The sequence below is a fragment of the Hyphomicrobium sp. genome, from assembly GCF_036833075.1.
Classification (GTDB): Bacteria; Pseudomonadota; Alphaproteobacteria; order Rhizobiales; family Hyphomicrobiaceae; genus Hyphomicrobium_C.
In genome coordinates this window covers 24,696-41,497 of the sequence record NZ_DAITQL010000017.1, presented here as the reverse complement: position 1 = coordinate 41,497, position 16,802 = coordinate 24,696, and the positions used below count along the sequence as shown (strand labels likewise).

Genomic DNA, 16,802 nt, shown 5'->3' with positions numbered 1-16,802 from the left:
TCGGGACGATCAACAACGAACGAAAGGAAAGAAAAATGGGACTGGATATGTACGCCAACTTCCTGCACGCCGCACCGGCAACGGCCGTAGACTTCGAGGTCGAGAACTACGGCGAGCTGCACTACTGGCGCAAGCATCCGAACCTGCACGGCTGGATGGAAGCGCTCTATCGCGCGAAAGGCGGGCGGGACGCATCGTTCAACTGCGTCAATCTCGTGCTTACGGCTGAAGATCTCGGCCGGCTTGAAGCCGACATCCGCGCCGGCAACCTGCCGCCGACGTCAGGCTTCTTCTTCGGCGAATCCGACGGCTCCGAGATCGGTGACGATCTCCGCTTTATCGCCAAGGCGCGTGAGGCGCTCGCAGCCGGGTTGACGGTGTTCTATTCGTCATGGTGGTGACGAAAGCGCTGCGGCGGCCAGGCGGTCGCCGCAGCTTTATTCAGAACGGAATCCCTTCAGGATCGTCACCGTCGGGATCGTCGTCGTCGTCAGACTCCGATGGACCGATGATCGTCGGGGCGCCGAAGATGATGACGTAGCCGGCCTCCTCGGCTTCCCGTCTCGCGTCGGCCTCGATCTCGCGGAGCTGGCGCTCCAATTCCTCGATCCCTGTGGACAACGCGATCATCCAGAACGCCGGATCGTTGGCGACATCCGAACCGAGGAAAGACGCTGCCTTGTCGGACAGCGCCTCCGGGATTGTCACGGTCAGCCCGGCGAGCGTGGGGGCGGGCTTCCGGGCCGACGGCGCGTCCGGCCCGGATCTATTGCGCCCGTCAGTGGAGCGCCGAGCCATCGGGAGCCCTCCTTTGCGCAGGCGCAAAGAGCAGGGGATGCCGCCCCTCCTCGAACTCCTGAAACACTCGTTCCAGAGTCGCGACGACCAGGTGAGCCAGGAAACGCCCGGCACTTTCCTGATCGACCGGACGGGCGAGGTCGATGTCCGCCCCGGCGAGACGAACGCCGCCGGAGGCGTTCTGCCTTGTCACGCGATCGAGCCAGGTCATGAATATGAGGCTGGCTTCCGAGACTTCGATCGTGACCGGCCAGTCCTTCACCTTGCCGGCCGCGCTTTCCTCAGCGGACTGCGCCAACCGCTCCCGCACGGCATTGAACTCGGCCATGATCGCCGGGCGCGGTTGCTCGCCGCGACCAATCCGGCAACCGACGCAATCAGGATCGTCGCAGCCTTCCTGACCTTCGGAGGCGAACGCCTCCATCGCTTGCAGCCCGGCTTCGAGCAGGACTCTGAAGTCGGCCGCGTTGAGATCACGACCGCCCTTGAGGTCCATTGCCCGGCGGATGAAATCCTCATCCAGCATGAGGTCAGCAGAGTGTTTGATGGGCTTTTTCATGGTGCAACTCCGTTCTTCGAGTTGCGTCCCAGATGCGGCAGACGCCGCCGCCAGTCGTGGTCACTAGCTGGTCACGCAGCAGCCTCTACGCTCCGCTGTCACGATCCGATTCTCCGGCCGCAGCATTCACCCCGGTTTCCAAACGAGGAAAGCACGCGGAAATGTCCGTGCGTCCCTGGTACGCTCTTCGCGGCAAGCTTTGGAGGGGACGATGTCCAATATTGATCTGCAAGTCACCATGCCCGACTCCATCGATCGCTTGATCGATGGTTGGTACTGGGAATTTGGCGAAAGCAGCCGGTACACGCGCGAGCAGACCAAGGAGGCCTTTCAAGAGATTATCAACCTCATTGGCTGCCTGATGCCATTCGAGCCGGACATGAACGATATCATGTACTACCGGCAGATGGATGAAAACGTCGCGGTCTTTGGCTGGGAACGCAAGCGGACGCCAGAGGCCGATGCCATCGGCAAAGCATTCTTGCGAATCCTCAAGGAGCGGGTGAACGCGCCATTTTTTGAGGGGTTGCTCGCGGCGGAGAACGGGCGCGACGACGGCCCCTCGGATGAATAATCTGGGGCAGCGGCCGTCACGCGTCGCTTAGATTGAGCCGGGCCTTAGCCCGGTCGATGTCAGTTTCAACGGACGCGACGGCGCGGAGCGGGTCGCGTATGCCGCGCGGCGATCGCCCGGAAGATCGGCCATTGGATCGGCCAAAACAGTAGTCTTAGTGGAATTATTGTTGTATTATCACGATATTGGCCATGGTCACGATCGGCCAACCCGATTTGGAGCACCATGTCTGACCCGATAGAAACACCCGCCCGCATTGAGCCGGCTCTTCTCGAAGAGCCGCCGGCGGCTGTCGTCGATCTGGTCGCTGAGCTGGCCGCTGCATCCGCCACGCTCGGGCGCGCTCTTCACCCGACGACGGCGGCCCAGCTCGCTGGCGTCGTGCGCATCATGAATACTTACTACAGCAATCTCATCGAAGGTCATAACACCCGCCCGCGGGATATCGAGCGCGCACTCGCTGGCGATCTCGATGACAACGAAGAGCGCCGCAACCTTCAGCTCGAAGCCGCCGCCCACGTTCGGCTCCAGGCAGAAATCGACCGCCAGGCCGCCGCCGGCATTCTGCCGGAGCCCGCCTCAGCCGACTTCCTGCGCTGGCTGCATCGCGAATTTTATCGTGATGCATCCGCCGCTATGCTCGAAATCCGCGGACGGGATCACACTTTCTCCATGACGCCGGGCGAGTGGCGCTCCGCCGTGGAGCACGACGTGGCTGTCGGCCGCCACGTTCCGCCCTCAAGCGATCGTGTCGCCGAGTTCATGCGCTATTTCGAACATCGCTACCGCCTGGAACCACTCGGTGCGGCAACGCGCATCGTCGCCATTGCGGCTGCGCACCACCGCTTCAACTACATTCATCCATTCCCCGACGGCAACGGGCGTGTCAGCCGCCTCATGAGCCACGCGATGTGCCTGCGCACCGCCATCGGTGCGCACGGCCTGTGGTCCGTCTCCCGCGGCCTGGCTCGCGGGCTGGCGGCCGGCCCGGAGGGCCGCAGCGAATACAAGCGGATGATGGACTACGCCGACACCCCGCGGCAGGGCGACCTCGACGGGCGCGGCAACCTCTCTCAGCGCACTCTCGCCGAATTCAGCGAATGGTTCCTGCGCATCTGTCTCGACCAGGTGAGCTTTATGTCGGACGCCTTCGACATCAATACGCTGGCCGGCCGGCTCGAAATTTATGTAGCGCGCAGCGACAATCTCAAGCCGGAGGTCGGCCGTCTGCTGACCGAGGCGCTCATCCGGGGCGAGTTCGAGCGTGGCGAGGCTGCTCGCATTACCGCGCTGCCCGAGCGGTCCGCGCGCCGTGTTCTCAACGATGCAATCGCCCAGGGCCTGCTCGGCTCGGCGACGCCGAAAGGCCCGGTCTCGCTGCGCTTTCCTGCCGATGCGCTGGAGGTCTTGTTTCCGCGGCTGTTCTAACGGCACTGAGCGTTAGAATATTATCTGCGACCGGTGGAAGCGCTGCGCGATCTCAAATGCGAGGCCTGCCGGATTTGATCAAACTTGGCACCGAAGTTGCGATTATCGGCGAGGTTGACGACGCGGGAAACACACAAAAAAAAACGGCGCAGATGTCTAGACACCTGCGCCGCGTCTAGCGTCAGAGTATATGGGTATCTGAGCTTACTCTAAAATTTCTGTCGTTCCCACCGGAAGTTGGCCACCGGGAGGCGGTGCTTCCCATAACAATATCCGCTCAGTTTCGATTGCAGCGCTCCGCGTAGATGCGCAATTCGGAGCTTAGATTAAGTCGGTCCGAGGCCGCCGCCGTGATGAATTGGCTTCATTTTCCATATTGAATATTGATGACCAGCGCCTAATCCATTGATCCGGCGCACAGATACACGCCCTATTTTCCCTAATCTATATTATCGCATCGCGACTACGGAAACTCCCGCCACCTGCCAGCATCTATTCTCCGGCCTTTGGAGTCTAGCACTCGCGGCCGCGCCCGCGCGCCGATACCGTCCAGGACAAAGGCTTCAGCTTCCCCGCATCATGCCGCGCTTCGCTGTCATGATCGTCGTGTCGTGACGGCGCTTCCGTCGTGCTGCTGAGATGTTGCGCTGTTTCCTTATCGCTACGGTTTTTCCTCGACTGATGACGCCCAAACCTGATCGTGCGCGCATCCGTTTCAAGGCCCTTCGGCCCTGCGGGTGATGCCCCGGTGTCCCCGACTTTCGCCGCGCTGCGCTAACTGCAAGCCGGGCGATTCCCCTCCGGCGCCTCAGCCGTGAACCGTTCGCTTCTCCGCCCGCTCTGACGGTTGGCGTGTCGAGAAACCCCAAGCGAAAGGAGCTACCATAATGGCACGCAACGACAAACAGAACCGCCGCCCTGCCCGCGAAAACCGCAGCCCGGCCTACATCGCCTGGCACGTCGCGGGGAACGAGGAAAAAGCCTTCTGGACCCGCATCGGCGCAGCGTGGGCGCACCAGGACGGCGAAGGGCTGACGCTCCAGCTCGACCTGGTCCCGGTGAACGGCGGGCGCATCGTCCTCCGCCATCCGAGCGAGAACAACAACGGAGCGGGCGCGTAAGCGCCCCTCTCAACCTTCGGAGGACATTGCCATGTGCATTCCCATTCACATCGAAGCCGCACGCGCCGCACTCGCCCGCGCCGCCTGGAGTCGCGGTCAAGCACCGGCCTACGACGAGGACGCCGTGAGCGACCTACTCGCCGACATCCGCCACTTCTGTGCCGTCGCCGGTCATGACTTCGAGCGATGCAGCCGCGTCGCCGCCATGCACTTCAACGACGAAAACGGGGGCGCGCTATGACGCGCGCCCTCACCGAAGCCGACAAGCGCAAAGGCTTCATGCGCGCGACAGGCGGATTTTCCCGCTCGCGAGAGCGTTGGGCCGAGCGCGCCGCGCGCGGCATGAGCGACACGGCACTTGCCGAAGCGCTGGCGCGAGAGATCGGCATCTTCGGTGGCTCATGCGGTCCCGGCGAATTGTGGCTCACCTATCAGGGCGCGGGTTTGAAAATCTGGATATCGTGGGAGGTCTGCAATCACGTGACCACGCGTCCGACCTTCGAGGGCAGTGTCACTATCACCATGGCACGGCTCGTCTACGGCATCAATGACCCGGCGGATACACAGCTAACTTTGCTCTGAAAGAGCGTCGCCGGTCTCAGCCGCCGCCAAGGCAAGAGGCCGTCATCACGCGGTTTGTGCCGTTGCCCGAGACGGCAACGAAGCGCCCCGCGCCGAAGGTGACGCTCGCCCAGTCATTTGCCTCGGTCGACGGCATGGCTTCCCATGTGACGCCGTCAGAGGACGTCAGCACCGGATTGGAGCCGTGCCACATGCTTGTCAAAACAAAGCGGCCGTTCCCGTAGGCGGGCTTCCGCCACGAACCTGCTTGAATATCCGCGCTATCGTAGGGCGTCCAATTGATACCATCGGGCGAAGTCATGACTCGTTCTTCTCCTCCGACTACGAACAATCCATCGCCATAAGTCACACCGGCCCAGGGATGGGATATCGCCGTCTGCGGCGTCCATGTCGCGCCGTCGGTCGATGTCATGATGGGATGGGTCGCGTTCCATGTGTAGGACACCGCGACGAACATTCCGTTGCCATAGGCCACGCCTATCCAGAACGACGCCTCCACGGCCGAATGAGCGGTCCAATTGATGCCATCCGGCGATCGCGCCACCCGGTTCGTGCCGTCGCTGGAAACGGCGACGAACCATCCGTTGCCGTAAGTCACATCGCTCCAGTCATTGCTTGCCGGCAGGGCATTGTTATGCGTGGTCCAGTTGATGCCGTCCGTCGATGTCGCCGAAGTCCGTGAGCCGCCCTGCAAGGCAACATATAATCCGTTTCCGAAGGTCACGAGATTCCCGACCGATGCTGCCTGGGCTGTCCAGCTTATTCCGTCCGGCGAGGTCATGACGCGGTTGGTGCCGTCCCACGCCACGGCCACGAACACACCGTTTCCGTAGGCAATGGAGCTCCATATATTCGCCTCCGCCGCCGTCTGCGCCGTCCACACCCCCGCATCCGGGTCACACGCGCAGGGGTCAGTTTTGCCGACGCCGCGCCACGTATCCCCGTCGCAATATTGCAAGGCGCAGTAATCAGCGTTGAACAACAGATTGCCGGCAGGTTTCACCGGATTTTCGCAGCCGTCATTCGGCCCGGGCGGATTGAGCGGTCCCATCGCGTGCCACGTGGTGCCATCGCACCATTGCGCCACGCGGTGATCGGCGTTGAAGAGGATCCGCCCCGCGGACATGTCCGGATCTTCGCAGCCGGGGCTGAGGCACTCCGTCGCGAATACGCCGTTTCCGCCGGCCGACACGAACGCGCCGTTACCGTAAGCTACGCGCCCTAAAGGCACATCGCCGGGTACCGCCATGGGGTCCCAGTGTACGCCGTCGGTCGATGTCATCGCCACATGAGTGTGCCATGGGTCCGTTCCCCATCCCGTGGCCACATAACGGCCGTTGCCAAACGCCAAGCCAATCCACCAGCCGGAAGGCGTTGACGCGCGTTCCGTCCAGAGAGTGCCGTCTGGCGAAGTGTAGACATTGTCGTAACCCACCAGCACAAACTGCCCCCCCGCATAAATGACGCCTTCGAGCGATGTGTTTGAGGGCAGCGTTGCCGACACCCAGCTCATTCCGTCCGCCGACGTTATAACGCCCTGATTGCCGTTTTCATCCGAAACGGCGACGAAGCGGCCGTTACCATGCGCCACGTTGCTCCAATTATAGGCCGCCGCCGCCGCGTGCGGGGTCCAGGAAATCCCGTCGGTCGAACTCATAACGCGATTGGTGCCGCTGACTGCCACCGCCACAAAACGGCCGTTGCCGTAAGTGACACCTAGCCAGTCGTTCTCTTCGGCAGGTGTTCGGGCCGTCCAGACGATGCCGTCAGGCGATGTCATGACATGTTCATCCCCCCACGGCGAACCGACGGCGACAAACAGGCCGTTGCCATAGATTACCGCCTGCCACTGGCCGTGAGGCGACGGTCGTAGCGTCCAGTCTACGCCGTCGGGCGAGGTATAAACCTGTTGGTTCAGGGCCGCGTCGCGGCTGATGGCGACGAACAGGCCGCCGCCATAGGCAATGTTGGTCAGGGGAAAGGCTTCCTGCTGCGTCCACGCGCCCACCGCGCAGCCGCCCGATACACCACTCTTCGGAAACCCAATCCAATCCGTCCCGTTGCAATATTGCGTCCGCGCATGGTCGACGTTGTAGACAATTTTTCCGGCGCTTCCCGCCGGACTCGCGCACGCCGCCCATCCCAGGGAAGTCGGTCCGGCTATCAACAAAAACAGCAGGATCAGGAGGCGCTTCATGGTGGCCCCTAGAACGTGCAGCAGATCGCGTGCGCCGTGCCCGTCGCGACAGCCGTGCCCCATTCACACCTCCACGTCGCCGCCGCGCTCGGGCCGGAATCATGGTGGACGGGCGTGGCGGAGTGCGAGCATCCGCCCCCCGTCATGATTTCTCCGGCATTGCAGCTCACGCTCACGGTCGTGGTCGCACCCGTTGCGGTGCGCTGCGTGCAGCCCGGGGAGATCGGAGCGGGCGCGCCCGTCACCGCCTCAATGCCGACGTCTTCGACCGCATTCCACGTCGTCCCGTCGCACACCAGCACCACTTCCTTGCCATCTTGATCCGGGTCTGCGTTCATGCGCGTCGCGCCCTGCGCGACGCCAGCGCATGGATCTCCCGGTGCTGTGTCGCTGCCGACCAGCTGCGCGTGGCCCGCCGCGCTCAGCACCAGCAGCACTCCCAGTATCCCCGCCAGCCATGCCAACCGCTTACCGCGCATCGCGATCCCCTTTCGGCAGCGCCGTAGCGTTCAGTTCCTTTTCGACACTCGCGCTGCCTGCATCCGTCAGAGCGCCGCCATAGGTCATGTCTTTAAGCACCGTCACCCCGGCGGCATCGATACGCGCCACCTCTTTCCCGTCGATCACGAACCGGAACGCCTTCAGTTCCTCATCCTTGATCATCGCCATGCCCAGGGAAGGCTCCGCTAGTTGCGCGGTGGCGGGCGCTGCGTTGCGGGCGGATTCGGCACGCAGACTACCGGCGGGAACTAAAAGGACAGCAAGTAGAAGAAAATATCAAATGCGCACATAAACCTTCCATCTTGTAATTATCGCAATTAAATGCCTGAATAACCTCATAATGAAAATAATATACTATATTCCATTAATATCTTCAGAAGGAATTTTAAATTCCGCGCAATTCAATCAAATCAATCGCTTGTTCGAAAATTATTTCGCTCATTTAGAGCAGCGAAACCGACATTCGAGGGCAGGAGCACCATCGCCGTGGCACGGCTGGTCTATGAGGACAGGCTTGCAAGGCACCGCTAGACGGAGCGCAGCGACGTCGGCCGCGATAGCGGACGCGGTGACTGTTCACGCACCCGGCCATATCCTTTGGGCGAGCCTTTTGAACTCGGACACGCCGAGTGCTCCGCGCGCCCTCGCCTTCGAGCCGGGGAGAGCCAGCCTTGCGGCAACGGATTCGTAAGGCGCTTCCCACATCTCACGCGGCTCCAGCGTTCGATTATCGAGCAGCACGAGCAGCACCGTGTCGCACGCCGCCTCCTGCTTGATCGTGCCCAGCCGTTGACCGGGCTTCGTATCCTCGCCGCAGGCACGGCCCTTGATCTGGATTCGCACCGGCCCCGCCGGCGTCCGGCGTATGGCGTCATAGCCCGCCGTTCGCGGCGGGGCGAGTTCAAGGCCGAGCATTTCAGCGGCGACGTATTCCGCGACCTCGCCCGTCACCCCAAGCGGCTTCCCGGTCAGGCGGTAATATTCAGCGGCGAGCGGTTTGATCTCGGCGAGGATTTCACGGACGCGGTGTGTTTCGGGATTTTCAGTCATTCGCGACCCGGCTGGTTGTGGCTCGTCCCGTCAAGGGCCGCACATGGGAAGCCGCAACGGATGCAGCAGCGAGCAACGCCCCGGAAAGACGCGGCTTAGAATAGTTCACTATGAGAGCCGAGACGGGCAAGCCGCAGCGTATCCGCGTCCGGCTTGCCATAGATCAGCACGAGGTCCGGCCTGACATGGCAATCCCGATACCCGGCCCAGTTACCGCTAAGCGCATGGTCCTTGAAGCGTTCGGCCAACGGCTCGTCCGCCGCCAGCGTCCGCACCACAGGGTCCAGCAACGCCTCCAGGTTTTTCATCGACCGGGAGACGCGCTTAAAATCGCGCTTGAAAGCAGACGCCCATTCAATCGTCCGCATTCAGATCGGCCCACAGCTCTTCGACGGTTCCCCGCTTGCCCTTTCCGGCTTCGAGCTCGGCCATGGCGGCGCGGGTTTCGGCGTTCGGGACTTTCAGCTCGAACGGCAGCGCCTTCTCCGCTGCGACCCGCATCAGCATGATGCGGATGGCATCGGAAACGGTCAGGCCCATGGCATCGAGGACGTGGGCCGCTTCTTCCTTCACAGCGCCGTCAATGCGGGCGCGAACGGTCGTATCGGTAGCCATGATGATACCTCCATGTGTGGTACCATTGTAGCCACATTGTTATCTTTTGTCAATTTCTCCTCCCGGTCGGCATCGCGGCGTTGGTGCTCCAATTCACAATCCATAGAACGCGCCGCAGGCCCTACAGGAGCTGCCATCCGCATTGCGAATGTACCAATATATATATGATATATTGGTACTAATGGAGGCGCATCATGAGCAAGAACACATCCATCGCGCTCGGCGAGCATTTCAACCAGTTCATCGCCGCCCAGGTCGCCCAGGGCCGCTACGGCTCGGCGAGCGAGGTCGTGCGCGCAGGGCTGCGGCTGCTCGAAGAGCAGGAAGCCAGGCTGCAGGCGTTGCAGAATGCGCTAGTCGAAGGCGAGGAAAGCGGCCCCGCCGAGCCGTTCGACAACCGGGCATTCCTCGCCCGCATGCACCGCCGCCATGCCGGCACGCCGTAAGCAGTTCCGGCTCCGGCCGGCGGCGCAGGCCGATCTGGAAAACATCTGGCTCTATACCGCAGAGCGATGGTCGCCGGAGCAAGCCGATATCTATCACCACCGGATTATCAAGGTGATGACCGCACTCGCGGATGGACGTCTACAAGGCCGGTCCGCTGAGCATATCCGTTCGGGATATTTCAACTATCCGGCCGGCTCCCACCTCGTATTCTTCAAAAAGGCAGACTACGGCATCGATGTCGTGCGCGTCCTGCACCAGCGCATGGCCTTCGAGCAGAATCTCTAGACGCGCGCAGCGCGCGGTCTGAGCGACACGGAGCTTGCCGAGGCGCTGTCGCGAGAGATCGGCATCTTCGGTGGCTCGTGCGGTCCCGGAGAGCTATCGCTCACCTATCAGGGCGCCGGTCTGAAAATCTGGATCTCGTGGGACATCTGCAATCACATCACAACGGAACCGACCTTCGAGGGCAAGAGCACCATCGCCATGGCCCGCCTCGTCTACGGCATCAAAGATCCGACCGACCGGCAGCTTGCCCTCCTTCGAGGGTTGGCTGCCATCACGCTGATGTCCGAATTATCCCCGGCCCCTTCCGCGCCATTCGGCATTGCCCGACAATATGGAAAATCCCTCTCATCCCGGCGAGCCGCCAAGATACTTTCCGCCTCTACCCGCCGCCGAGACAGGTCGCGCGCACGGTCATATCGCTTGGCCCGTCATTGACGCCGACAAACATGCCGTTGGCGTAAGTGGCCCTTTTAATCGCAGCCTGTCCCGGTCCCGACTGAAGCGACCAGTTGATGCCGTCGGACGATGTGTAGATCGTTCGATCCGACGGGCCCGCCCCTACAGCACCGGCAACGACAAACAAACCATTTCCAAATGAAATGAATTCCCCGCCCCAATGCGTGCCGTATGTGCCGCTGTTGCCCGCCTGCCAGTTTTCGCCGTCGGACGAATACATGAAATGAGGCCCCCCGCCGTAAGACTTGGCGACGAACAGCCCGTTTCCGTAAGCCACGCTGTTCCATCTCGAATTGAAGACCGAAGCACTGGGCACGGCAGTCCAGTTCACTGCGTCGGTCGATGTCACGACAGGATGGCTGGGCACCCCCCACCCGCCTACGGCGACGTACCGTCCGTTGCCGTAGGCGATGTCCGTAAAGCCCGTTGTCACGGTCGAAGATCGTTCCGTCCAGTTGATGCCGTCAGATGACGTTATGATCGCCCCATCATTCCCGACCCCGACAAATTGCCCGCCGCCGTAAGTCACGGCCTGAATGCTTGGCGCCGACGGCGGCAGCGAATTGTTGTGCGTCGTCCAGTTGATGCCATCAGGCGAAGTCCAGACATCTCTCGTCCAGCCGCCTTGTGAAGGAACGACAAAGAGGTTGTTGCCGAAAGCTATGGCGCCGCTAACGCTACCGGCCGGCGAGCCGCTTTGAACTGTCCAATTGATCCCGTCACCGGAAGTCGCCGGGCTATGGGCCATGGCAACGAAAGTGCCATTGCCATAGGCAATGCCGCGCCAGTTCCCGGCCTCCCCGATAGAATGTGTCGTCCACGTCCCCGCATCCGGATCGCACGCGCAGGAGTTCAATTCGCCAATCCCCCGCCAGTTATCGCCGTCGCAATATTGCAGGATGCAGGAATCGCCGTTGAAGGCGAGGAAGCCTGTGGGGTGGCCGCCGCCGCATGTGCCGCTGTTCGGGCCGGGCGGATCAACCGGTCCAGCCGCCTGCCATGTGGTGCCATCGCACCACTGCACGACGCGATGGTCACCGTTGAAGACCAGAGCACCCCCTGGCGCTTCGGGATTTTCGCAGCCTGTGCCGCCACAGAAGGCAACCAGTGACGTTTCAGGACCGGCGCCGCCCATGATGACGACGCGGTTGTCGCCGTAGGCGACGAGGCCGCTTATGGGGATGGGTTTGGGCACATCCTGCCAGGTGACGCCGTCGACTGAGGATACAATTTCGTTGGGGACGCCATAGGAGGTGGTCGCGATGAAGCGCCCGTTCGCATAGATGACGCGCCGCCATGTGAGGTTGGTGAGGGCGCCGTTGTGAGCCGTCCAACTGGTCCCGTTTGTCGAAGTATAGGAGACGCCCCAGACCACGCCGACGAAGCGTCCGTTGCCGAACGTTACGGCCTCCATCCCGCCGGTGCCGGGGCGAGCGGTCCAGGCGGTGCCGTTTGTGGAGGTCATGACGTAGGCTGGCCCCGGGCCGCTGCGAGCGGTCGCCACAAAAAGACCGTTGCCGTAGGTAACGCCAGTCCATTCGTTGGCGGCCGTGGCCGCGTGGTCTGTCCAGCTGATGCCGTCGGTCGAGGTCATAACGCGGTTTGCGCCGCTGGAACCGACGGCCACGAAACGGCCATCGCCGTAGGTGACAGCCCGCCACTCGTTGGCCGCAGGGGATGTGCGGGCGGTCCAGTTGACGCCGTCGGTGGAAGTCCTGATGTTGCCGCCGAAACCGACCGCCACGAACATGCCGTTGCCGAACGTGACGTCACGCCAGTCGTCGCCCGGGGTGACGACATGAGCCGTCCAGTTGATGCCGTCGGGGGAGACGAGGACGTTGTCGTAGTTCCATGCCCCTACGGCGACGAACACGCCGTTGCCGTAGGCCATGGCGTTCCAGCCGTAATCCCCCATCTCTTGCGATACAGAGGTATGAACGGTCCACGGACCCAGCCCGGGGCAACTCGCCAGCGGGGCTTTGGGGAAGGCAACCCATTCCGCGCCGTTGCAGTACTGCATGGCGGCGTCGGCGCTGCTGAAAACGAGATGCCCAGTCGGCGCAGCAGGGCTCACGCAGTCCGCACGCGCAACGCCGGGAACGAAAAGAATGATTGCCGTAATTATCGCAACTGAATACCCGAATAACCTCATAATAAAAAATAATATACTATATTCCATTAATATCTTCAGAAGGAATTTTAAATTCCGCGCAATTCAATCAAATCAATCGCTTGTTCGAAAATTATTTCGCTCATTTAGAGCAGCGAAACCGACATTCGAGGGCAGGAGCACCATCGCCGTGGCACGCCCTCGCGTTGCGGCGCCCGATCTTGCCGACCGACAGCTCGTACTCATTTGAAAGCGGGCTGCCTACAGCGGGAGTAGTCACCTTGAGCGACGTACGCTTTTATCCCCCGCCGACGCAGGTCGCGCGCATAGCCCCGGTCCCATCATTGACGGTCACAAAAACCCCGTTGCCATAGGCAATCCCACCAACGCCGTGCAGGGTCGGCGATTCAAGGACCGACCATGTAATCCCGTCTTCGGATGAGTAGAGTGTCGTCGGCCCCCCCGTGTTTCCCGCCGTCACAAACCGTCCATTAGCATAGATGGTGGAGATGGTGCTCCAGGAGCTGTATACGTTCCCCGGATCGCCGGCCGTCCAGTTCACGCCATCCGTCGAATAGATCAGCTGCGGCCCGCCCTGATAGGTTTTCCCGACGAACAGCCCGTTACCAAAGTCGATCCGCGTCACTTTCGCGTTGAAAACGTTTGCGGCGGGAACAGGCGTCCAGTTAATACCGTCCGGGGATATTACGACCGGATAATCCGGGGTTGCACCACTCCATTGCCCGCTGGCAACATAAAGGCCATTGCCATACGTGACGCTGGTGAAGCCTGTCGTCACGCCGGATGTGCGCGGCGTCCATGCGATCCCGTCCGGCGATGTCGCGATCCCGCCACCGCCGCCGACGATGACGAACTGATTGTCGCCGTAGACTATGTCTCCTACTGCATCCGCCGGCGGCCATGATGGCGGTAGTGCCGGGTCGTGCATGGTCCAGTTCACGCCGTCCGACGACGTCGACACCTGCCGAATCCAGCCGCCCTGGCTAGGCGCAACAAAAAGCCCGTTGCCAAACGCGATATGCCCCCCCGCCCCATTGGCCAGATCCACCGTGTTATGCACCGTCCAGTTGATGCCATCCGGCGAGCTTGCCGGGTTGCTTCCGGCTGCCACGAACATCCCGTTGCCAAAGACAAGGCCGCGCCATAATTGCGATTCGGGCATGACCTGCGCCGTCCACGTCCCCGCATCCGGGTCACACGCGCAGGGATCGATTTTCCCAATTCCCCGCCACGTATCCCCGTCGCAATATTGAAGCACGCAGTATGTTTGGCTGAACAGCAAGTTGCCGCCCGGCTTGGCGGGATCTACGCAGCCGTTATTGGGACCGGGAGGGTTGATCGGTCCCAACGCCTGCCAGTTTGCGCCATCACACCATTGCAGGACGCGGTAATTGTTGCTGTAGACCATCGTGCCTGCCGGGCCTTCGGGACCAGTGCAGCCGGGGCTTAGGCATTCCGTCGTCATCACGCGGTTTGTGCCGTTGCCCGAGACGGCGACGAAGCGCCCCGCGCCGAAGGCGACGCTCGCCCAGTCATTCGCTTCCGCCGCAGCCATCGGGGTCCAGTCAATGCCATCAGGCGATGTCATGACCCGGTTTGCACCATCGCCTGCCACGGCCACAAAGAGCCCGTTGCCATAGGTCACGGATGTCCAGTTGTTCAGTTCCGTTGCCGTCTGCGGCGTCCAGGTCGCACCGTCCGTCGATGTCGCCACCCGAGTTGCTCCGCCGCCGCCGACGGCAACGAACAGGCCGTTCCCAAAAGTTATGGACCGCGCATGACCAATCGGCAGGGTACTGTGCAAAGTCCAGTCAATCCCGTCCGATGAAACCAGAACCTCACCCCAGTGATGATCAATGACGACAAATACACCGTTGCCATAGGCAACGGACCACCATGTCCTGTCAATTACAGGTGGGTTTGCTGAAGCCGGCGCCGACCAGTTGACGCCGTCAGGCGAGGTTATGATCTTCGCGCCGCCGCTATTCCACGCAACCGCGACATAAAGGCCGTTGCCGTACGCAAGGCTATGCCAAAACCCGGCTGCTGGCGCGGCGTTTTCGTGTGTGCTCCAGATCAAACCATCCGGCGATGTAAAAACTCTGCGCTCCCAGAAACCTTCCATTGAAACAAACTGGCCGCCCGCATAAATAATGGCGGACCCTCTTCCATTCGGCGCGGGAGTCCAGTTGACACCATCGATAGAGGTCATCCGCGGAGGATCCCATCCATCGGACACGGCGACAAACCGGCCGGCGCCATAGGCGACGACTTGCCATGCGTTCGCTGTAACGGCCGAATGGGGAGTCCAGTCGCCAAGAGCGCCGCATGTCGCGCCGCCCGCCCTCGGAAAACTGACCCACTCCGCCCCGTTGCAATACTCCATGCTGGCATTGCTGCTAGTGAATTGCAGCACGCCCGCCTCGCTGGCGGGATCAACGCAGTCCGCCCGCGCGGTGCCGGAAAATGAAATGAAAACCGCGATAATTATCGCAATTGAATACCTGAATAACCCCATAATGAAAATAATATACTATATTCCATTAATATCTTCAGAAGGAATTTTCATGACCACAACATCAGGAAAAGCAACGCGTTACGAATTAATCGTTTTCGAAAGCTTCACGCGCCATGGCCAAAAGCGTCACAAACCGCACCGCGTCGGCGCGGCAACGCCCTCGTCCATGGGCGGCTTTGTGCTCCATATCCCGCCCGGCATTGCCCTGACCGGCCGGGTCATGATGGTGCCGGAAAGGACCCCGTTGAACGAAATCGACGTGCTCGAAGCTTATCAGTCCGCCGCCGACGAGCACGGAGTCTGACCATGACCGATCACGCCATCAACCCCGAGGCACACGATACGAGAGCCGACGCAAACTCCGCTATACGTCTGCGCAGGCAGCTTGCCGCATTGATGTCCCCGCCAAAGCCACCCGCCATCGCATCCGTGGTCTTGATCGACTGGCCCCACATCGACCGCGCCCTTGCCGTGCTTGATCTTGTATACGCCGCACGCGACGGCGGCTTTCTGGACGACAGAGAATTCCTGGGCGAACTGGCCGCCACCGTCCGCGCATGGAACGCCGAAAAGTGACCCTCCGAAAACTCACAGGACATCCCGCGATATGAGCAATATATATCTGCCCGACTCCATCGAAGCCCGCATGGGGATGATGGCCCTTTTTGGCATCATGTTTTACATCTTCGCCGCCTCGATCCATTTCTCCCACCAGGAGCTGATTACGGAATGGACGCGCACAACCGCCGCCGTCGAATCCGTAACCCCCATCGAACATCGCCGGCACATGCGCTACGCCTACGCCATCACTTACGACGACGGTGACGGCACACACACCATCACTCAAACAGGCGGCGGCAAAGCCCCCTTCGCTCCCGGCGACGTCATAGACGTCATATTCAATCCCGCCGACACTACCGACGTCCGCCCCGTCCCCGCCGACCCCGCGCCCGCCATCGCTTTCTTCCTGTTCGGCGGCACGCTGGCGTTGCTCGTCGCCGGCATCGCGCTGAAAAAAGGGCGCTGATAAAACCGGAACCAAACCCCGCCCCGCGACACGCCATCACCCCGTCGGCAAACACTCTCGCCGCAAACTTGCCGTCGCCATAGGCGACGGACCGCCTGACCCGGCATACACCGTCAGCTTTGCCAAGCTGGCACCGCCACCTTCGGCTATGGTATTCTGAAACTATGAGTACTGACCCAGAAGATTTCGGGATTACCGAAGACGATTTTAAGGTCGAGATTATCGAACGGCCGGATGGCAGCCAGGTTATATTCGTGGAATTGCTGGGCCGGGCCGAAGAGGTCGTTGAGTGCGTGGCCGCGCTCCGCAATGTAACGCCGGCCGTTCTGCTCCAGCAGCATTTCGCGCATCGAAACATTTCCGCTGAGATCATCATTTCCGCAAAGGTCACACACTGATCACCCCGCTGGTAACTGACGCGCTATCCCGCCATCTCATCCATCCGCGCCGCGCGGCGCAAACGCCTGAACCTGCGCATCAGCATCGAAAGCGCGAACGTGTTCTCCACCTGGC

General features: G+C 61.5%; 22 protein-coding genes. 11 read left to right on the top strand and 11 right to left on the bottom strand.

The genetic code is table 11. The features are described 5' to 3' along the window. Nucleotides 1-35 precede the first annotated feature (35 nt). Nucleotides 36-401 carry a phosphoglycerate kinase gene (locus V7082_RS07410; protein WP_334147253.1) on the top strand — a complete coding sequence of 122 codons (366 nt, stop codon included), beginning with the start codon at nt 36-38 and terminating at the stop codon, nt 399-401. 40 nt (nt 402-441) lie between these two features. On the opposite strand, the gene V7082_RS07405 is transcribed toward V7082_RS07410, so the two are convergent. Both V7082_RS07405 and V7082_RS07400 read right to left on the bottom strand, forming a co-directional pair. Next, nucleotides 442-798 carry a hypothetical protein gene (locus tag V7082_RS07405; RefSeq protein ID WP_334147251.1) on the bottom strand — a complete coding sequence of 119 codons (357 nt, stop codon included), beginning with the start codon at nt 796-798 and terminating at the stop codon, nt 442-444. Next, nucleotides 779-1,357, bottom strand: a complete 579-nt coding sequence (locus V7082_RS07400; RefSeq protein WP_334147249.1) for a hypothetical protein — start codon at nt 1,355-1,357, stop codon at nt 779-781. The genes V7082_RS07405 and V7082_RS07400 overlap by 20 nt, the downstream gene beginning before the upstream one ends. A 211-nt stretch (nt 1,358-1,568) precedes the next feature. Here V7082_RS07400 and V7082_RS07395 point away from each other — a divergent pair, with 211 nt between their 5' ends. From V7082_RS07395 to V7082_RS07375, 5 genes are all read left to right on the top strand, one after another. Beyond that, nucleotides 1,569-1,931 carry a hypothetical protein gene (locus V7082_RS07395; RefSeq protein WP_334147247.1) on the top strand — a complete coding sequence of 121 codons (363 nt, stop codon included), beginning with the start codon at nt 1,569-1,571 and terminating at the stop codon, nt 1,929-1,931. Nucleotides 1,932-2,156: 225 nt separating this feature from the next. Next, a complete protein-coding gene (locus V7082_RS07390; protein WP_334147245.1) occupies nt 2,157-3,359 on the top strand; it encodes a Fic family protein in 1,203 nt (400 codons plus the stop codon). A gap of 887 nt (nt 3,360-4,246) precedes the next feature. After that, a complete protein-coding gene (locus V7082_RS07385; RefSeq protein WP_334147243.1) occupies nt 4,247-4,480 on the top strand; it encodes a hypothetical protein in 234 nt (77 codons plus the stop codon). Nucleotides 4,481-4,511: 31 nt separating this feature from the next. Next, complete coding sequence (locus V7082_RS07380; RefSeq protein ID WP_334147241.1) at nt 4,512-4,721, top strand: hypothetical protein; 210 nt, start codon at nt 4,512-4,514, stop codon at nt 4,719-4,721. Then, nucleotides 4,718-5,062: a hypothetical protein gene (locus tag V7082_RS07375; RefSeq protein ID WP_334147239.1), complete on the top strand. Its 345-nt coding sequence runs from the start codon at nt 4,718-4,720 to the stop codon at nt 5,060-5,062. The genes V7082_RS07380 and V7082_RS07375 overlap by 4 nt, the downstream gene beginning before the upstream one ends. A 16-nt stretch (nt 5,063-5,078) precedes the next feature. Here the strand turns inward: V7082_RS07375 and V7082_RS07370 are convergent, their stop codons facing one another. The 6 genes from V7082_RS07370 to V7082_RS07345 form a co-directional block, all read right to left on the bottom strand. Beyond that, nucleotides 5,079-7,259: a hypothetical protein gene (locus V7082_RS07370; protein WP_334147237.1), complete on the bottom strand. Its 2,181-nt coding sequence runs from the start codon at nt 7,257-7,259 to the stop codon at nt 5,079-5,081. A gap of 8 nt (nt 7,260-7,267) precedes the next feature. Beyond that, nucleotides 7,268-7,696: a hypothetical protein gene (locus V7082_RS07365; RefSeq protein WP_334147235.1), complete on the bottom strand. Its 429-nt coding sequence runs from the start codon at nt 7,694-7,696 to the stop codon at nt 7,268-7,270. Nucleotides 7,697-7,727: 31 nt separating this feature from the next. Beyond that, nucleotides 7,728-7,928, bottom strand: coding sequence for a hypothetical protein (locus V7082_RS07360; RefSeq protein ID WP_334147233.1), 201 nt, complete (start codon nt 7,926-7,928; stop codon nt 7,728-7,730). A 408-nt stretch (nt 7,929-8,336) separates the two neighbouring features. Beyond that, entirely contained in the window at nt 8,337-8,810 is a 474-nt protein-coding gene (locus tag V7082_RS07355) for a DUF6998 domain-containing protein (RefSeq protein ID WP_334147231.1), read from the bottom strand. 95 nt (nt 8,811-8,905) lie between these two features. Further along, nucleotides 8,906-9,178: a type II toxin-antitoxin system YafQ family toxin gene (locus V7082_RS07350; protein ID WP_334147229.1), complete on the bottom strand. Its 273-nt coding sequence runs from the start codon at nt 9,176-9,178 to the stop codon at nt 8,906-8,908. Continuing rightward, nucleotides 9,165-9,425, bottom strand: coding sequence for a type II toxin-antitoxin system RelB/DinJ family antitoxin (locus V7082_RS07345; protein ID WP_442909765.1), 261 nt, complete (start codon nt 9,423-9,425; stop codon nt 9,165-9,167). The genes V7082_RS07350 and V7082_RS07345 overlap by 14 nt, the downstream gene beginning before the upstream one ends. Nucleotides 9,426-9,619: 194 nt before the next feature. Here V7082_RS07345 and V7082_RS07340 point away from each other — a divergent pair, with 194 nt between their 5' ends. Together V7082_RS07340 and V7082_RS07335 are read left to right on the top strand one after the other, a co-directional pair. Beyond that, complete coding sequence (locus V7082_RS07340; RefSeq protein WP_334147227.1) at nt 9,620-9,871, top strand: type II toxin-antitoxin system ParD family antitoxin; 252 nt, start codon at nt 9,620-9,622, stop codon at nt 9,869-9,871. Further along, entirely contained in the window at nt 9,855-10,157 is a 303-nt protein-coding gene (locus tag V7082_RS07335; RefSeq protein WP_334147225.1) for a type II toxin-antitoxin system RelE/ParE family toxin, read from the top strand. Before V7082_RS07340 ends, V7082_RS07335 begins: the two co-directional genes overlap by 17 nt. 379 nt (nt 10,158-10,536) lie before the next feature. Here the strand turns inward: V7082_RS07335 and V7082_RS07330 are convergent, their stop codons facing one another. Further along, entirely contained in the window at nt 10,537-12,633 is a 2,097-nt protein-coding gene (locus V7082_RS07330; protein ID WP_334147223.1) for a hypothetical protein, read from the bottom strand. Nucleotides 12,634-13,021: 388 nt separating this feature from the next. Beyond that, nucleotides 13,022-14,956, bottom strand: coding sequence for a WD40/YVTN/BNR-like repeat-containing protein (locus V7082_RS07325; RefSeq protein WP_334147222.1), 1,935 nt, complete (start codon nt 14,954-14,956; stop codon nt 13,022-13,024). Between the two features lie 172 nt (nt 14,957-15,128). On the opposite strand from V7082_RS07325, the gene V7082_RS07320 reads away from it, so the two are divergent. The 3 genes from V7082_RS07320 to V7082_RS07310 all read left to right on the top strand — a co-directional run bounded on the left by V7082_RS07320 (nt 15,129) and on the right by V7082_RS07310 (nt 16,289). Further along, nucleotides 15,129-15,566 carry a hypothetical protein gene (locus tag V7082_RS07320; RefSeq protein ID WP_334147221.1) on the top strand — a complete coding sequence of 146 codons (438 nt, stop codon included), beginning with the start codon at nt 15,129-15,131 and terminating at the stop codon, nt 15,564-15,566. Between the two features lie 2 nt (nt 15,567-15,568). Then, nucleotides 15,569-15,838: a hypothetical protein gene (locus V7082_RS07315; RefSeq protein WP_334147219.1), complete on the top strand. Its 270-nt coding sequence runs from the start codon at nt 15,569-15,571 to the stop codon at nt 15,836-15,838. 70 nt (nt 15,839-15,908) lie between these two features. Beyond that, complete coding sequence (locus tag V7082_RS07310) at nt 15,909-16,289, top strand: DUF3592 domain-containing protein (protein WP_334147217.1); 381 nt, start codon at nt 15,909-15,911, stop codon at nt 16,287-16,289. 146 nt (nt 16,290-16,435) lie between these two features. On the opposite strand, the gene V7082_RS07305 is transcribed toward V7082_RS07310, so the two are convergent. Next, on the bottom strand, nt 16,436-16,639 hold the full coding sequence (locus tag V7082_RS07305; RefSeq protein WP_334147215.1) for a hypothetical protein: 204 nt from the start codon (nt 16,637-16,639) through the stop codon (nt 16,436-16,438). Nucleotides 16,640-16,802: the final 163 nt, after the last annotated feature.

Coding starts and splice junctions, on each gene's coding strand:
- V7082_RS07410 (WP_334147253.1), top strand. CDS start 36: ATGGGACTGGATATGTACGCCAACTTCCTGCACGCCGCACCGGCAACG.
- V7082_RS07405 (WP_334147251.1), bottom strand. CDS start 798: ATGGCTCGGCGCTCCACTGACGGGCGCAATAGATCCGGGCCGGACGCG.
- V7082_RS07400 (WP_334147249.1), bottom strand. CDS start 1,357: ATGAAAAAGCCCATCAAACACTCTGCTGACCTCATGCTGGATGAGGAT.
- V7082_RS07395 (WP_334147247.1), top strand. CDS start 1,569: ATGTCCAATATTGATCTGCAAGTCACCATGCCCGACTCCATCGATCGC.
- V7082_RS07390 (WP_334147245.1), top strand. CDS start 2,157: ATGTCTGACCCGATAGAAACACCCGCCCGCATTGAGCCGGCTCTTCTC.
- V7082_RS07385 (WP_334147243.1), top strand. CDS start 4,247: ATGGCACGCAACGACAAACAGAACCGCCGCCCTGCCCGCGAAAACCGC.
- V7082_RS07380 (WP_334147241.1), top strand. CDS start 4,512: ATGTGCATTCCCATTCACATCGAAGCCGCACGCGCCGCACTCGCCCGC.
- V7082_RS07375 (WP_334147239.1), top strand. CDS start 4,718: ATGACGCGCGCCCTCACCGAAGCCGACAAGCGCAAAGGCTTCATGCGC.
- V7082_RS07370 (WP_334147237.1), bottom strand. CDS start 7,259: ATGAAGCGCCTCCTGATCCTGCTGTTTTTGTTGATAGCCGGACCGACT.
- V7082_RS07360 (WP_334147233.1), bottom strand. CDS start 7,928: ATGGCGATGATCAAGGATGAGGAACTGAAGGCGTTCCGGTTCGTGATC.
- V7082_RS07355 (WP_334147231.1), bottom strand. CDS start 8,810: ATGACTGAAAATCCCGAAACACACCGCGTCCGTGAAATCCTCGCCGAG.
- V7082_RS07350 (WP_334147229.1), bottom strand. CDS start 9,178: ATGCGGACGATTGAATGGGCGTCTGCTTTCAAGCGCGATTTTAAGCGC.
- V7082_RS07345 (WP_442909765.1), bottom strand. CDS start 9,425: ATGGCTACCGATACGACCGTTCGCGCCCGCATTGACGGCGCTGTGAAG.
- V7082_RS07340 (WP_334147227.1), top strand. CDS start 9,620: ATGAGCAAGAACACATCCATCGCGCTCGGCGAGCATTTCAACCAGTTC.
- V7082_RS07335 (WP_334147225.1), top strand. CDS start 9,855: ATGCCGGCACGCCGTAAGCAGTTCCGGCTCCGGCCGGCGGCGCAGGCC.
- V7082_RS07330 (WP_334147223.1), bottom strand. CDS start 12,633: ATGCAGTACTGCAACGGCGCGGAATGGGTTGCCTTCCCCAAAGCCCCG.
- V7082_RS07325 (WP_334147222.1), bottom strand. CDS start 14,956: ATGACCTCTATCGATGGTGTCAACTGGACTCCCGCGCCGAATGGAAGA.
- V7082_RS07320 (WP_334147221.1), top strand. CDS start 15,129: ATGCTGGCATTGCTGCTAGTGAATTGCAGCACGCCCGCCTCGCTGGCG.
- V7082_RS07315 (WP_334147219.1), top strand. CDS start 15,569: ATGACCGATCACGCCATCAACCCCGAGGCACACGATACGAGAGCCGAC.
- V7082_RS07310 (WP_334147217.1), top strand. CDS start 15,909: ATGGGGATGATGGCCCTTTTTGGCATCATGTTTTACATCTTCGCCGCC.
- V7082_RS07305 (WP_334147215.1), bottom strand. CDS start 16,639: ATGCGCGAAATGCTGCTGGAGCAGAACGGCCGGCGTTACATTGCGGAG.